Consider the following 14,847-nt stretch of genomic DNA (forward strand, 5'->3'; position numbering starts at 1 on the left):
GCATGAGTAATTCGTACGGTAAAATTTTCCGGATAACTACTTTCGGCGAATCACACGGGCAATCGGTGGGCGTGGTAATTGATGGTTGTCCGGCAGGTTTAGAAATTACGGCCGAAGAAATACAAAAAGAGTTAGACCGGCGGCGGCCGGGTCAGTCTAATATTACTACCCAGCGTAAAGAAGAAGACGAAATTTTAATTTTATCCGGACTGTACGACAATAAAACCACGGGCACCCCCATTGCCATGATGGTAAACAATAAAAACCAAGCCGGCAAAGATTACTCGCACCTGGAGCATGCCTTCCGGCCCTCGCATGCCGATTATACCTATACCGCCAAATACGGCTTGCGCGATCACCGGGGTGGAGGCCGGTCTTCGGCCCGCGAAACTTTGGCCCGGGTGGCCGCCGGAGCCGTGGCCAATAAATTTTTAAAGCAGCAAGGCATTCAGATTGCTTCTTATGTTTCTAGTGTGGGGCCCATTAGCTTAACAGAAACTTACGAACAACTCGATCTTGATCTGATTGATAGCAATAAAATCCGGTGCCCGCAGCCGCAGGTAGCCGAAGAAATGATTAAACTGGTAGAAGAAACCCGCAAAAACCGCGATACCATTGGGGGGTTATTACCTGCGTGATTAAAGGCACTCCGGTTGGTTTAGGTGAACCGGCTTTTGATAAACTGCACGCCGAACTAGGCAAAGCTATGTTGAGCATAAATGCCGTGAAAGGTTTTGAATACGGCAGTGGTTTTGAAGGTACTAAGCTATACGGCTCCCAGCACAACGATGAATTTTACACCGACGAAAATGGCCAGGTGCAAACCCGCACCAACCATTCGGGAGGTATCCAGGGTGGCATTTCCAATGGGCAGGATATTTATTTCCGGGTAGCATTTAAGCCGGTTGCTACTATTTTACAGCCGCAAACCAGCATTAACGACCAAGGCGAAACCATTACGCTGGAGGGCAAAGGCCGCCACGATCCTTGTGTGCTGCCCCGGGCCGTACCAATTGTGGATGCCATGGCCGCTTTGGTATTGATTGATTTTTTACTGCGCCAAAGAACCGTTAAGATTTAATCCGACCTAAAAGATTACGGCGTTCTATTAAGGTAAATGCTAGAAATTTTAAAAAGCCACTTTCTTGTAAGGTGGCTTTTTTATTTATTTAAAAATTTGGCATATTTTTTCCTTTAAACTTAACTATCCTTAAGGTTTCCTCTTTTAAACTTTAAGGCCGCCCGCACCTAAAAACCTATTCGCATGGAACAATTATTCACAATCCCAAAACACTTTATTATAAGCAAAATTTTACCGTTTGGCTTATTGGTGCTGCTATCTGCTTGTTCTAGTGGCAAGCAGTCATTTCAAAAAGGCGATTATGACCGGGCCGTTTATCAGGCGGTTAATAGGTTGCAGAAAGATCCCGGTAACAAAAAAGCCGTAAGCACTTTACAACAAGCCTATAAATTTGCCCAGGAAGATCACCAAACCCGCATCGAAGAAGCTATGAAATCTTCGGAAACTTTCCGGTGGGAAACGGTAGTGCAGGAATACGAAAACCTGAATAACCTGATAGTAGACGTGCGGCAGTGCCCCGCCTGCCGTTCAATTACCGGAACCAATACCAAGTACCCGGAGCAACTAAGTGCCGCTAAGCAAAAGGCTGCTGATGTGCGCTATAATCTGGGGCTTACATTATTAAAAGAAAACAATCGCCAAAGTGCGAAAGAAGCTTACCAGCATTTCGAGAAAGTAAAACAGTTTGTACCGGATTATAAAAACACCCGGCAAAAGCAAGACGAAGCTTACCAGGCAGCTCTACTAAAAGTAGTAGTAGAACCGGTAGAAGTAAATAAAGGTATTTACCAGTTAAGTAACGAGTACTTTCAAAACAAAATATACGAGTACCTGGAGCATTACGAACAGAAAAGTTTTATTAAGTTTTATACTCCCCAGGAAGCCGGTAGCAAAACCTTAGTGCCCGACCATGTGCTAACATTAACATTCGATGATTTTGCCGTGGGCCAAACGTATTTAAAAGAAAAAGAACAAAACGTAGCACGGGACAGCGTAAAAACGGGCACCGTTGAAGGAAAAGAGGTGTATGGAACTGTAAAAGCCAAGTACATCACCTACGAGAAAACCATTACCTCCAGCGGCTTACTCGATTTCCGGGTGATGGATTGGAAATCGAAAAATATTATAACCCAGGAGAAAATGCCCGGTACTTTTGTGTGGCGTGACGAGTGGGCTACGTACAAAGGCGATGAACGCGCTTTAAGTAAAGAACAGTTAAAAAGAGCTAAACGGCGGGAGAGTGCTGTGCCTAACCCGCAATTTTTGTTTGTAGAGTTTACGAAGCCTATTTACAACCAACTAACAAGTAAAATTTCAAATTTTTACCGGAGATATTAACTCTTTTAACCTTACCAGTTACGCCTAATAATTGCGTTTGATAGTAAGCAAGTGGGAAGTTATTTTTAAAAATTAATAATTGAATGATTAAGTAAATAAAGGGGTAATATCAAAAATCTTGATGCTGGTGTTTCTTTATAAATAAATCACCAACAGCCAAATCAAGAATAAAACTGGCAACAAAAACGGGATGGAAAAGGCGGTAATGTATTTAAAAAAACTCGGCATTTTTACACCGGCTTCTTCCGCAATAGCTTTTACCATAAAATTAGGCCCGTTGCCAATGTAAGAAAACGCTCCGAATAGAACGGAACCTATCGAAATGGCTTCGAGTAAGTGAAAAGTTTCGGGGGCTTGCGTTAAACCGTACGCAAAGTTTTTAACGTGATCTACGCTGCTGTAGCTTAAGCCGTATTTAGCCATGGCTAAAGATAAAAAGTTGGCGTACGTGGGGGCGTTATCCAGAAAACCCGAAAGCGTACCTGCGCTCCAGTAAAGCGTATTGGCATTTAATAATTGGGCAAATGCCGGAGAACCCGCCACATAGGCTGCGTACTGTAAGGCTGGCATCATCGTGAAAAATATTCCGAAGAAAAGAAATACTACCTCCAGAATGGGGCCAAAGCTAAAATGATTGCCGTTTAAGGCAGTTTTACTGGCAAAATGGTAACAGAAAAAGGCTGCCGTTAATTGAATAACTTCGCGGATATATGAAAATTTAAATTCGTGAAATGGAATGTGCGGTAAACCCGATAATACATTCGGATCGAGAAAAATAGCCCCAATAATAATAGCCAGCCAAATTAAATTACGTTTACCGGTAAAGAAAAATTCTGTTTTCTGATTTATCTTTTCTAATACTTCTTCTTTGGGTTGATAATTTAACCACACATGGCGTCTTTCCAGGTAAAAGAAAATGGCCGCTAAACCCAGAATTGCCATAAGCCAGGGCAAGAGTAAATGCTGCAAAGTCCAGAAGAAAGGAACTCCTTTTAAAAAACCAATAAACAATGGTGGGTCGCCGAGTGGCGTAAGTAAACCGCCCGCGTTGCTCACGATAAATATAAAAAAGATAATGTGGTACGTGCGAATTTGGTTGATGTTTAACCGGATATAAGGCCGGATGAGCAGGAGGGAAGCTCCCGTTGTGCCAATTAAGTTGGCCAGCACCGCTCCGGTAATTAAAATAAAAACGTTGATAAAGGGAGTGGCCCGGGCATTTACGTTAATGTAAATGCCTCCTGCCGCAATATACAAGGAACTCAGTAAAACCGCGAAAGAAACATAATCTGCCAACGTTTCGGCTGGCAAGTGGGTGTCGTGGAGTACCACTAAATAGTAGAGTAATATCAATAATCCTAAAGTTACCGCAATAACCCGGTAGTAATGGTGCCAAAACTTCTCGAAAAAGATGGGGCCGCAAGCAATTAAGCCGAGTAAGATTAAAAAAGGGGCAGTGATATATAGGGGTATCGGAGCTATAGGGGCAGCGAGTAACAAATAGTTAAGCATACATCAGAGTTATATCAGCTGACTTGCTAATCAGCAACTTTTCCGGCGAAGGTAAAGGCTTTTAAACATTAGGTCAACGAACTTGTTTTTTATTTGCGGCGCTTACCCGTATTTTGCCTTTCAAATAAACTACCCACCTAGTGGAATATTCTTAAAACCTGTTACTTTTGAAACTTTAATAATTATTACTAAGTTTTTACCTTATTAAGGAAGCAATCACCATGATAGAAAATAAAGAAAAAGCCGTTTCGGTTTACGCAGAAGCGAACCCGAACCCGGAATCGATGAAATTTGTGCTGAGCACCATTTTGTTACCCGATGGCGTTAGCGTAGATTACCCTAACGTAGAAGCTGCCGCTAATTCGCCGTTTGCGCAGGAGCTGTTTAATTTTGATTACGTTTCGCGGGTATTTATTGCCAGCAATTTTGTTACCGTAACCAAAAACACGAATGATCAGTGGGTGCAGTTAATTCCGGAATTGCGCTTGTTTATAAAATCGTACGTAGAAGCCGGAGGGCCTATATTCCTGCAAGATCCGGTGGCCGAGCAAACCCAGGCAGTTACTGATGTTACCGGCGAACTAAGTGGCGATGATGCCGTTATTTCGCATAAAGTAATTGATTTATTAGAAAATTATGTGCGTCCAGCGGTAGAGCAGGATGGTGGCAATATCACTTTTAAATCGTATAAAGACGGGGTTGTTACGGTAAATTTACAAGGTTCTTGCAGTGGCTGTCCATCTGCTACGATTACGTTAAAGTCCGGCATCGAAAACTTGTTAAAACGGATGGTTCCGGAAGTAACCGAAGTAGTTGCCGAAGGCGTTACCGAATCCTGGTAATTAATCTCTTTTGTTAAAGAATTTAAAATTTTTTAAATTTTTACTTTTCTTAGAAAAACAAAAAGCCCGACCATTTAGGTCGGGCTTTTTGTTTTGCACTTGTATTGTACTAAGACCGTACTTTTCCGGTAGCAGCCAATTTAGGCGTAACCGTAGCTGCCGCTACGTTTGATTTATCATCATCAATGGTATCAAGCAGGATAGGAGTAGCAATGTATAAGGTAGAATAAGTACCTGAAATTACCCCTACCAACATGGCGTAAGAGAAGCCACGCAGGGTTTCGCCCCCGAATACAAACAGAATTACTACCACAAATAACACGGTTAAAGAGGTAATAATGGTCCGGCTTAAAGTATCGTTCAAGGCCGGGTTAATCACGTCTTTAATGCGGGTTTTCGGATGATTCGTTAAATGCTCCCGGATCCGGTCGTAAATAACTACGGTATCGTTAATAGAGAAACCGATAATCGTTAAAATGGAAGCAATAAACACCTGGTCCATCTCGTAATTTAAACCAAATAAACGACCAATCGCGAAGAAAACAGTTACCATTAATGCATCGTGAACCAATGCTATAACCCCGCCTAAGCTATATTGCCATTTCCGGAAACGCAGCATCACATACAGGAAGATACCCGCAAACGATAGCAATACCGAAAGTACCGCAGTTTTCTGAATATCATCGGCCATGGTAGCGCCTACTTTAGACGAGCTTAATACTTTTGGTTTTTGAGCACTAAATTGCTGTAATCCCGCTTCCAATGCTGCTTGTACCGTTTCATCGGCCTTGGTAGATTCATCTTCGGCCAGGTAGCTGGTAGTTACTTTTAAGCGGTTCGAAGCGCCAAAGGTTTTTACATCGGTACCAGAACCTTTAAACTCATCCAATAACGCAGTTCTTACATCCGAAGCCGGTACAGCCTGATCAAAGTTAACTACGTAAGCCCGGCCGCCTTTAAAATCAACACCCAGGTTAGGCCCACCCTGAATGTACATTAAGATAAAACCAAAGACAATAACGGCACTAGAGCCGATATAGGCCATTTTGCGGTATTTAATAAAATTAAAATTAAAGTTCTTGAACAGATTTTTAGAAAATGCTGTCGAGAAGCTCATCGTATTTACTTTTTTGCCACTGGTCATGTACTCCAGAATTAACCGGGATACGTAAACGGCAGTAAAGAACGAAGTAGCAATACCTAACATTAAGGTAATAGCAAAACCTTTTACCGGACCAGAACCAAAAAAGTAAAGAATAACACCGGCAAGTAAAGTAGTTACGTTCGAGTCGAAGATGGAGCTGAAAGCCCGGTCGTACCCTTTATGAATGGCATCTTTTATACTCACTCCCATGGCCAGTTCTTCCCGGATCCGTTCGAAAATAAGTACGTTCGCATCCACCGACATACCCATGGTTAAAACCATACCGGCAATACCTGGTAAAGTAAGGGCCGCGTTAAATTGGGCCAGAATACCCACGATAAAGAAAATGTTGAAGAACAAGGCTAAGTCAGCTACAAAACCACCTTTGCTGTAGTAGAAAATCATAAAGATTACTACTAAACCCATAGCAGCTATTGAAGATAATAAACCTTGGTTAATGGCTTCTTGACCTAAAGATGGGCCCACAATAGCTTCTTCTACAATCCGGGTGGGAGCAGGCATTTTACCCGCTTTTAAGATATTAGCTAAGTCTTGAGCTTCTTCTACAGTAAAATTACCCGAAATAGAAGAGTTACCGTTTGGAATTTCGCCTTGTACTACCGGCGCCGAGTACACGTAGTTATCCAGCACAATCGCAACCTGGCGCCCAATAGAAGATGCCGTTAAACGCTGCCATTTTTTAGCCCCAGCCACATTCATACCCATATTTACTTCCGGACGACCTTGCTGGTCGAAGTCCTGGCGGGCATCACTGATGGCATCGCCACCTACCGGCGCTTTGTTATCGCGGCCTTTTTTAATGGCGTATAATTCTATAAATTCTTGTTTTGCTTGACCAGCCTGAGCAGTTGGTAAGGAAGTAGGCTTAACAGCCCATAAAAACTTCATGTTCGCCGGGAACAGAGCCCGTACATCCGGACGATGTAGTAAAGCATTAACTTTGGCGGTATCGCGCACGTTTGCTTGTAAAAGGCCAGATTGTAAAAGCGGGAATAACCGGGTAAGCTGGGTGCTTTGATTGGTAGCTAAAGAATCTGTTTTGGTTGAATCGGTTTTAGCAGAAGCTACGCTATTGGCGTTTGCCGAATCAGTTACCGGCTTGCCGGTTAATGGGTCGATAGCGGGCTGGGCAGATGCTTTTGTTAATACATCAGCATCCGCTTTGGCGTTATCAGATTTGCCAGCGGTTAATTTATTAGCAGCTTCTTGCTTAAGTAAAATCTCATTTAACTGGCCAAAATAAGGAAAATACTCTTCGGGCTTCCATACTTCCCAGAACTCCAGGTTAGCCGTTCCTTGTAACAGCTTACGCACCCGGGTAGCATCGGTAACCCCGGGTAATTCAATCTGAATTTGGTCGGTGCTTTTTAACCGCTGAATGTTGGGCTGGTTTACCCCAAATTTATCAATCCGGGTTTGTAAAATATTAAAAGAACGATCGATAGCCGCACTTACTTCGGTATCGATGGCAGCAATTACCTGGGCATTGGTAGAGTTGTAGTTAATTCGGCCCTTATTAGCAGTGTTAGAGAAAATAGCCGCTAACTTGCCACTTGGGTTAATTTCGCGGTAAGCCTGGGCAAATAAAGTAGTAAATTTAGCCTGGCTGCTGGATTGGCGTTGTTGCGCTACTTCAAGAGCCTTTAAAAAGCTGGGATCTTTGCTGTTACCCGCCATGGATTTAATAATTTCCACGGGCGAAACTTCCAGCACTACGTGCATCCCACCTTTTAAGTCCAAACCTAAGCTTAATTCGCTGTTCTGGATTTCTTCGTAAGTATAGCTTATACCTAAAAAGTTAAAAACAGGCTCTTTCCGAACCGAGTCCAGGTAAGCAAATTTTTTGTTTGTGTTTACATTGCCTTTGGCATCCGTGGCATACGCTTCAGCTTGTTGTTGCACGCGTTTGGATACAAAGGTAAACGACAGGTAATACGCGCAAAGGGCGGTAACCAATATCGTTAACAACAATATTCCGGTTTTGTTACGCATTGATGATTAATTAAAAAATGATGAATGGTGAAAATTTAATATTTTAAAAATTTAAAAGCAGATTTTTTGGGCTCCGGAAGAGCCACTAAAAAACCACCTTGCCGGGTGTTGTTGGTTTCCGAAATAGTTATGTAGCAGCAACAAAGCTATTGTGGGTAAAATTCGGAAACTACCCGAAAATTTAGGGGGCGTTTGGAATTATGGTAAAACCTAAAAAAACGCGAAAGAAGGGAATAAAAGATTCCTGGAGTGGTAGCAGCTTAACCGTAACACGTACCGGATTGAAAAAATCAAAAGATAACCAGCGGGTTAAATCAACCAGATGTAAAACAAAATACGTGTTAGTGGCTTCAAAACTAACTTTTTGCTTTACAATGGTTTTCTGTTTTTTGGAGCTCTGTAAATGGCTATTGTTCTCAGGGTTTGCTTTGGCAGCAACCGAAGAGTAGGTAGGTACTTCCTGGTTGTTTAATAACAAAACGCAAAACAAGGTTACTGCGGTAAACAGGAACCTGATATGTTGCGTTATGGTACGTGTAGCTGCCATTTAAACTGCGAAGTTACAGTATTTTATATTTTTTCAATAATTAGCTGGAATAACTTTTAATTTTTGATCTTAAAAAAGTGACTAATACCTCTAAACCATTCTCAAACTGGCGATTATTGGGTATAATCAGGTCGGATTCGTATTTGTAAGGCCGAATGTACTTTTCGTAGGTGGGCACTACGTGGTTCGAATACCGGTATAATACATCATCTAAACCGCCGTAACCCCGCTCTTTAACATCACGCAGTATCCGGCGTTGTAATTTCACGTGTTCTTCGGCGTCAATGTACACCCGTAGGTTCAGGTGACGGGCTACTTCTTCGTAGTAAAAAACAAAAATTCCTTCTACCACCACAATGGGGGCAGGTTTAAATTCCAAATCCCGCGGAATAATATCCGGGTTGTTAAAGGTATATTCTTTACGGGTAACGGTTTCGCCGTTTTTTAATCTGAAAACGTCGCGGGCATAAGCGGCGGAATCAATAGAAGAAGGTAAATCAAAATTTATAACGCCATTAGCGTCTAATTCCTGATCGTCGTGGGGATAATAGTAATTATCTTGCGAAATCAGGCAGATTTCTTCTGGCTGAAAAGAAGAAATTAATTTTTTTAAAAAAGTAGTCTTGCCCGAAGCACTACCCCCGGTAATACCAACAATAAAAGGTTGTTGCATGCTAAAATTAAAAACAACGTCGCAAAAAAAGATTTGTGCTGTTTCTGAACGTCCCCTCGGAACAGCAAAATAAAATTAAAAGTTTAGGGAGCTTTAAATCTTTTTAAAATGAATATTAACCTGGGAGTCGTAGTACATGCCCAAAAGTTCCGAAGCGTGCCCTTTGTTGATGCCAATGGATAACCACCCCTGGTGATTATAAAAACACACCACATCGCCTTCGTCTACGTGCGTAAAATCCTTGGAAATTTTCTGTACCGATTCGCGGGCAAAATGCACGGTAAAAGGCCGGTCGTGCCCAATCGCATCCATACTGTCCTGGGATATATTGGTAATTAAGTTGCCGTAATGATCTACGTGTACGACGTGCCCGGTAATGGCATGATCGCTCAGGCGCAATTGGCGGTTAATTAACTGCCGGTAATCGGTAAGGCCGGTACCTAAATCGCTTAGATCGGCACCCGTAGCCAGCGCCAGGGCCGCCGGCGCCAATACGTCTTTTGCAGCAAAAGTTGTAGGCAATTCTACCGGTAACTCCACCATGGTTGCCGGTTGTGATTCAATAATTAAAGATAAAATGCCGTTATCGGCGGCCACAAAATAATGATCCTGAAATTGTACCGCCAGATAGCGGTCTTGTTTACTGCCTTGAGAATCAACTGCTACCAGATGAACCGTGCCAACCGGAAAATCGCGGAATAAGGAATTTAGAACAAATGCGCCGTGGGCAATGTTATAAGGTTCTATAGCGTGCGATATGTCTATAATGGGGGTTTGCGGAGCAGTCCGTAAGATTCTGGCTTTTACTGCGGCTATGTAATGATCGGTATAGCCAAAATCCGACAAAAAAGTAATCAAACCCATACAAACGAACTATAAATTTTGTATTATTGTATTATACAAAAGTAAGAACTATTTTATTTTTAAGTTAACTGTATACGCAAAATAAGCTAAGCATTTGGTAGAAAAAGTAATTACCTTAGAAAATGTATCTTTGATAGATTTCCTAGGAACTGAGAATCAAAATATTAAACAATTAGCGGCAGCATTCCCGAGCAGCAAAATAATTTCGCGGGGTAATGAAATAAAAATTCAGGGCAAAACCCCCGAGATCACCAAAATAAACGAAATCTTAAGTTCGCTGATCGAACATTATCATAAGTTTGGTAAAATAACCCATACCAGCGTGAACCACTACATTGCCGCAGACGGCGACTCAGAAGAAGAAGTAATAGCCACTTCGCCGGATGTAATTGTATATGGGAGCAAAGGCGGCATTATTAAAGCCAAAACGCCAAACCAGCAAAAACTGGTAGATGCCGTTGATAAGCATGATTTAGTTTTTGCACTGGGGCCTGCCGGTACCGGAAAAACGTACATATCGGTAGCCTTAGCCGTGCGGGCGCTGAAAAATAAAACCGTTAAAAAAATCATTATCTCACGACCCGTGGTGGAAGCAGGCGAAAACCTGGGCTTTTTACCGGGCGATATGAAAGAAAAAGTGGATCCCTACATCCGGCCGATTTACGACGCGCTGGAGGATATGATTCCGATTGAAAAACTGAAGTATTATCAGGAAAACAAAATTATTGAAATTGCGCCTTTAGCTTACATGCGGGGCCGCACCCTGAATAATGCTTTTGTTTTGCTGGATGAAGCCCAGAATACCACACCCATGCAGATGAAGATGTTCCTGACCCGCATGGGGCCCAGCTCTAAAGTAATGGTGAACGGCGACCGCTCCCAGATTGACTTGCCTACTAAGGTAAAGTCGGGTTTGATAGATGCGCTACAGACTTTAAAACACATTAAAGATATAGCTTTTGTAGAAATGAAAGCCGAAGATGTGGTACGGCATAAGCTCGTAAAATCAATTGTGGAGGCTTATACCAAAGCCGATGAAGCTAAGTTAATAGCACCGGAAAAACCAGCACCCAACCAGGAAGACCGGCCCATAAAGCTAGCTGAACCCCGGACAATTTAAATTTTTTAAAATTTTTGATGGATGGAAGTGCTTCTGTTACGTAGAGCACTTACATCCATTTTTTATTTAAAACGGTAGCGTATTTCGTTCGCCAGATTTTACCCATTACGTACGCATTTTATTCTCCTTATATGGTTGAGGCAAAGCAAGTATCGGATATCCGCGATTTAGACGCTGCTTTTACTATCCGGGAAAAAGTTTTTGTAGAAGAGCAAGGCGTACCAAAAGAGGCGGAATACGACCTGCACGATAAAACGGCCCATCATTACTTAGCAACTTTTAACGGACAACCCGTAGGCGCCGCCCGCTGGCGACAAACAGATAAAGGCATTAAGCTGGAACGTTTTGCCGTATTAGCCAATTACCGGAATCAACAAGTGGGTAGCGCCTTGCTGCGGGTTATTTTGAACGACGTAAAGCTGGCTCACCCTGAATGCCAAATCTACCTGCACGCCCAATTGGCGGCCGTACCTTTTTATAAGCGCCATGGCTTTACAAAAGTAGGCGAGCTATTTACCGAATGCGCCATCGACCACTATCAAATGGTATACCGGCCATGATTAAGTGGGCGCCTTTTATTTTTATCAGAATAGCTGTTTGTTTTTGCGCCGGCATTTTATGGCAGATTTACAGTAGTTACCCCATTGCTCCGCTTTTGGTTCTCATTGCTGTTTTTAGCATATTATTTTTAATTTTTCACCTTGTTGGTACGCAAAAAGCAGCTAACTTATTTATCTATCTGGCTGGTTTTTCGGGTTTAGTAAGTATCTTTTTATTGGGCAACCTGATTACCTACCAACGAACCGAAACAAATCAGCCAAATCATTTAGCCCATGTAAAGCAACCTATTGTTTATTATACCGGGGTTATTAGCGATTTTGTAGTAGAAAAGCCTAAACATTACAACGTTATCCTGCGGGTTTCGCAGGTAAGAACACAGCAGAAGTGGCAACCCGTAACCGGTAAAGTAATGCTGATGCTGCGGAAAGAACCCGGAATGAAAAAGCCCGGTTACGGCGATGTTTTACTCTTTAAAGGCCAGCCATTGTTACCGAATGCACCTTTAAACCCCAACGCCTTTAATTATAAAGAATACCTGGCGCACCAACAAATTTACCACCAACAATACGTTTGGCCCGGGCAATATAAGGTCATTAATTATGCTCCACCTTCCCGGGTAATGGCGGGTAGCATCTGGTTTCGTAATTACCTGAATTCTGTTTTAAAAGAATTCGTGCCCGGAGCGCGCAATTACGCTATTGCCACTGCCTTAGTGTTGGGGATGAAAGAATATCTGGATACGGACATTAAAGCGGCGTATACCCGCACGGGTACTACGCATGTGCTGGCGGTTTCGGGTTTGCACGTGGCTTTGCTGTTTTTTGCCTTAAATACCATATTGGGTAAGTTAGCCAAAACCCGGCAACAAAAACTGCTGGTTTTTCTGCTGTTGTTGGTTGTTATGTGGCTTTATGGTTTTGTAACCGCCTTGTCGCCTTCGGTACTGCGGGCCGTAGTTATGTTTACCTTATTATCGGTGGGCAAGCAAATAAAACGCCGCCGAAATATGTACAATATTCTGGCAGCAACCGCCTTTGGCTTGTTGGTGTTTAATCCGTTCTTTTTACTCGATGTGGGGTTTCAGTTATCTTTTGCCGCAGTGTTGGGCATTGTGCTGTGGCAACCCCGGTTAAGTAAATTAATAAATTTTAAAAATTGGCTTGGCCGCAAACTTTGGGAAGGGGTAACTGCTTCGGTAGCTGCCCAGTTAGCCACGATGCCGCTGGCCTTGTATTATTTTCACCAGTTTCCGGTTTACTTTTTAGTAGCTAATCTTTTTGCCATTATCATCTCGGAGTTTATTTTATATGTAGGTTTTATTTTGCTGGCCGTAGCCTGGGTACCTAGGTTGGGCGAATGGCTGGGGTGGATCATGGGGGTTTTACTGGATGCCATGAACAGCGTGGTTTTGCTCATGCAAAGCTGGCCCATGGCTATTATCGAGAGCATTAATCTGTCAATGATGCAAGCCTGGTTGCTAGCCGCTGCTTTTTTGTTTACCACGTGGTTTTTGCTGTACCGCCACAAGTTACTGTTAGCGGTGGCTTCCGGTGCTATTGTTGTATTTTCCGGATTGCAGTTCGTAAAGCAGCAGGAGCAGCGTCAGCAAAAGCTGTGGGTGGTGTATAATTTAAAAAATGCCTCTGGTTTAGGTTTTATTCAAGGGCAACAAGCTTATTTGTTAACCGATTCAACCCTAGTTAAAAATGCACCAGATTTTACTTATAACATTCAGCCCCATTGGGGGAAGTTAGGAATTACCGAAGTGCAATTTACTCCGTTCAAAAACGTTAGTAACCTAGCTATTCCTACCTTTACTACTCCGGCAGGTAACATTGGGGTGGTGTGGCACGGGGTACGCATTCTGATACTAAAAAATCCAGAGCAGTTTTCTTCAGTTTTAGCTTCGCCGGTTTCGTTTGATTATATTTTACTGCAGCATAACGTTAGAATAGAACCGGCTACGCTGCAAGCTAATTTTAAATTTAAAGCGCTGATTCTCGACTCTTCCAATAAACCCTGGTACCGAAAACAAATAGCGCAGCTTTGCAACAGGCAACAGATTTCGGTTTACGACGTTTCTAAACGAGGGGCCTTTGTTTATCAATCAGGCAAATAATTCTCCTGCTTCAAATATTGGCTTGGTCAGTAGGTTTTTAGTATAATATTTGATATTATTTGTGTATCAGAGTTACCGAAAAACAAGTTGTTTCTGAGATTATTTATTCAGAAATCAGCCCGAGCAGAAATTCTGTTTTTTTAAAAATTTATAGAATCAAGCTTACCAGTTTTTCGCGTACTCAAAAACAGTTTTGTTAGTTTAGTTTATAATCCGTTGAGGTATGCATTATATAGATTACTACATCGAAAACCGGATTGGTTACATTACTTTAAACCGTCCGGAAAAACGTAACGCTCTTAACTATCAGGTTATTAGTGAGCTAAAAGAAGCATTTGATTTGGCCGAAAGCGATGATGACTGCAAAGTAATTGTTTTAAGAGCCAACGGCGATGTGTTTTGCGCCGGCGCCGATTTGGGCTACATGCAGGCTTTGCAGGAAAATACGTTTGAAGAAAATTTGAATGATTCGACCCACCTGGCGCATTTATTTTATCAAATATATACCCTGCGTAAAATGGTAATTGCCCAGGTGCAAGGCCCGGCTATTGCAGGTGGTTGCGGTTTGGCCACAGTTTGCGATATTATTTTTGCTTCGCCGGCGGCTACTTTTGGGTATACCGAAGTAAAAATCGGGTTTATACCGGCTATTGTAAGCGTGTTTTTGCTGCGTAAAATTGGTGAAACCCATACCAAACAGTTATTGCTTTCCGGCGATTTATTATCGGCGGCCGAGGCAAAAGAAATTGGTTTGTTAACGTATTTAGTACCCGAGCCGGAACTGGACGATAAAGTGTATGCCTTTGCCAGCCGGATTTGTCAGCAAAATTCTTTACAATCCATTGAGTTAACCAAAGACCTGATCGCGCATTTGCAGGATATGGATTTGCAACGCGGCCTGAGTTATGCCGCTGAACGCAACGCGTACGCCCGCGAAACCCTGGACTATCGGCGGGGTATTGCTTCGTTTTTAAACAAAGAAAAAATTTCCTGGTAATTGGTAATAAAAAATAAACATTTCCGTGTAAAACAA

The 14,847-nt window shown here is 42.5% G+C and carries 11 protein-coding genes and 1 pseudogene; 7 read left to right on the forward strand and 5 right to left on the reverse strand.

All coding sequences use genetic code 11. From position 1 onward, the window contains the following. Window positions 1–2 precede the first annotated feature (2 nt). Window positions 3–1,081, forward strand: a pseudogene (aroC, locus tag HUW51_RS16580) (chorismate synthase). A 183-nt stretch (window positions 1,082–1,264) separates the two neighbouring features. Continuing rightward, on the forward strand, window positions 1,265–2,419 hold the full coding sequence (locus tag HUW51_RS16585) for a hypothetical protein (protein WP_185270740.1): 1,155 nt from the start codon (window positions 1,265–1,267) through the stop codon (window positions 2,417–2,419). 135 nt (window positions 2,420–2,554) lie between these two features. On the opposite strand, the gene HUW51_RS16590 is transcribed toward HUW51_RS16585, so the two are convergent. Continuing rightward, complete coding sequence (locus HUW51_RS16590) at window positions 2,555–3,931, reverse strand: sodium:proton antiporter (RefSeq protein ID WP_185270741.1); 1,377 nt, start codon at window positions 3,929–3,931, stop codon at window positions 2,555–2,557. A gap of 221 nt (window positions 3,932–4,152) precedes the next feature. Here HUW51_RS16590 and HUW51_RS16595 point away from each other — a divergent pair, with 221 nt between their 5' ends. After that, the gene (locus HUW51_RS16595) at window positions 4,153–4,773 is read left to right on the forward strand and encodes a NifU family protein (RefSeq protein WP_185270742.1); all 621 of its coding nucleotides are present in this window, start codon (window positions 4,153–4,155) and stop codon (window positions 4,771–4,773) included. Window positions 4,774–4,882: 109 nt separating this feature from the next. On the opposite strand, the gene secDF is transcribed toward HUW51_RS16595, so the two are convergent. The 4 genes from secDF to HUW51_RS16615 all read right to left on the reverse strand — a co-directional run bounded on the left by secDF (window position 4,883) and on the right by HUW51_RS16615 (window position 10,014). Continuing rightward, window positions 4,883–7,930: a protein translocase subunit SecDF gene (gene secDF, locus HUW51_RS16600; RefSeq protein ID WP_185270743.1), complete on the reverse strand. Its 3,048-nt coding sequence runs from the start codon at window positions 7,928–7,930 to the stop codon at window positions 4,883–4,885. 181 nt (window positions 7,931–8,111) lie between these two features. Next, window positions 8,112–8,477 carry a hypothetical protein gene (locus HUW51_RS16605; protein ID WP_185270744.1) on the reverse strand — a complete coding sequence of 122 codons (366 nt, stop codon included), beginning with the start codon at window positions 8,475–8,477 and terminating at the stop codon, window positions 8,112–8,114. A gap of 40 nt (window positions 8,478–8,517) precedes the next feature. Further along, window positions 8,518–9,150, reverse strand: a complete 633-nt coding sequence (locus HUW51_RS16610) for a uridine kinase family protein (protein WP_185270745.1) — start codon at window positions 9,148–9,150, stop codon at window positions 8,518–8,520. Window positions 9,151–9,243: 93 nt separating this feature from the next. Further along, window positions 9,244–10,014, reverse strand: coding sequence for an SAM hydrolase/SAM-dependent halogenase family protein (locus HUW51_RS16615; RefSeq protein WP_185270746.1), 771 nt, complete (start codon window positions 10,012–10,014; stop codon window positions 9,244–9,246). Window positions 10,015–10,108: 94 nt separating this feature from the next. On the opposite strand from HUW51_RS16615, the gene HUW51_RS16620 reads away from it, so the two are divergent. The 4 genes from HUW51_RS16620 to HUW51_RS16635 all read left to right on the forward strand — a co-directional run bounded on the left by HUW51_RS16620 (window position 10,109) and on the right by HUW51_RS16635 (window position 14,811). After that, window positions 10,109–11,134: a PhoH family protein gene (locus tag HUW51_RS16620; RefSeq protein WP_185270747.1), complete on the forward strand. Its 1,026-nt coding sequence runs from the start codon at window positions 10,109–10,111 to the stop codon at window positions 11,132–11,134. Window positions 11,135–11,265: 131 nt separating this feature from the next. Continuing rightward, complete coding sequence (locus tag HUW51_RS16625) at window positions 11,266–11,694, forward strand: GNAT family N-acetyltransferase (protein ID WP_185270748.1); 429 nt, start codon at window positions 11,266–11,268, stop codon at window positions 11,692–11,694. After that, window positions 11,655–13,814 carry a ComEC/Rec2 family competence protein gene (locus tag HUW51_RS16630; RefSeq protein ID WP_185270749.1) on the forward strand — a complete coding sequence of 720 codons (2,160 nt, stop codon included), beginning with the start codon at window positions 11,655–11,657 and terminating at the stop codon, window positions 13,812–13,814. Before HUW51_RS16625 ends, HUW51_RS16630 begins: the two co-directional genes overlap by 40 nt. Before the next feature lie 223 nt (window positions 13,815–14,037). After that, window positions 14,038–14,811, forward strand: a complete 774-nt coding sequence (locus HUW51_RS16635) for an enoyl-CoA hydratase/isomerase family protein (protein WP_185270750.1) — start codon at window positions 14,038–14,040, stop codon at window positions 14,809–14,811. Window positions 14,812–14,847: the final 36 nt, after the last annotated feature.

The sequence above is a fragment of the Adhaeribacter swui genome (genome assembly GCF_014217805.1).
Taxonomy (GTDB): Bacteria; Bacteroidota; Bacteroidia; order Cytophagales; family Hymenobacteraceae; genus Adhaeribacter; species Adhaeribacter swui.

Bases quoted from the DNA above. Each gene is read 5' to 3' on its own strand.
- HUW51_RS16625 (WP_185270748.1), top strand. From the start codon at position 11,266: ATGGTTGAGGCAAAGCAAGTATCGGATATCCGCGATTTAGACGCTGCT.
- HUW51_RS16590 (WP_185270741.1), bottom strand. From the start codon at position 3,931: ATGCTTAACTATTTGTTACTCGCTGCCCCTATAGCTCCGATACCCCTA.
- HUW51_RS16605 (WP_185270744.1), bottom strand. From the start codon at position 8,477: ATGGCAGCTACACGTACCATAACGCAACATATCAGGTTCCTGTTTACC.
- HUW51_RS16635 (WP_185270750.1), top strand. From the start codon at position 14,038: ATGCATTATATAGATTACTACATCGAAAACCGGATTGGTTACATTACT.
- secDF (WP_185270743.1), bottom strand. From the start codon at position 7,930: ATGCGTAACAAAACCGGAATATTGTTGTTAACGATATTGGTTACCGCC.
- HUW51_RS16615 (WP_185270746.1), bottom strand. From the start codon at position 10,014: ATGGGTTTGATTACTTTTTTGTCGGATTTTGGCTATACCGATCATTAC.
- HUW51_RS16595 (WP_185270742.1), top strand. From the start codon at position 4,153: ATGATAGAAAATAAAGAAAAAGCCGTTTCGGTTTACGCAGAAGCGAAC.
- HUW51_RS16630 (WP_185270749.1), top strand. From the start codon at position 11,655: ATGCGCCATCGACCACTATCAAATGGTATACCGGCCATGATTAAGTGG.
- HUW51_RS16585 (WP_185270740.1), top strand. From the start codon at position 1,265: ATGGAACAATTATTCACAATCCCAAAACACTTTATTATAAGCAAAATT.
- HUW51_RS16610 (WP_185270745.1), bottom strand. From the start codon at position 9,150: ATGCAACAACCTTTTATTGTTGGTATTACCGGGGGTAGTGCTTCGGGC.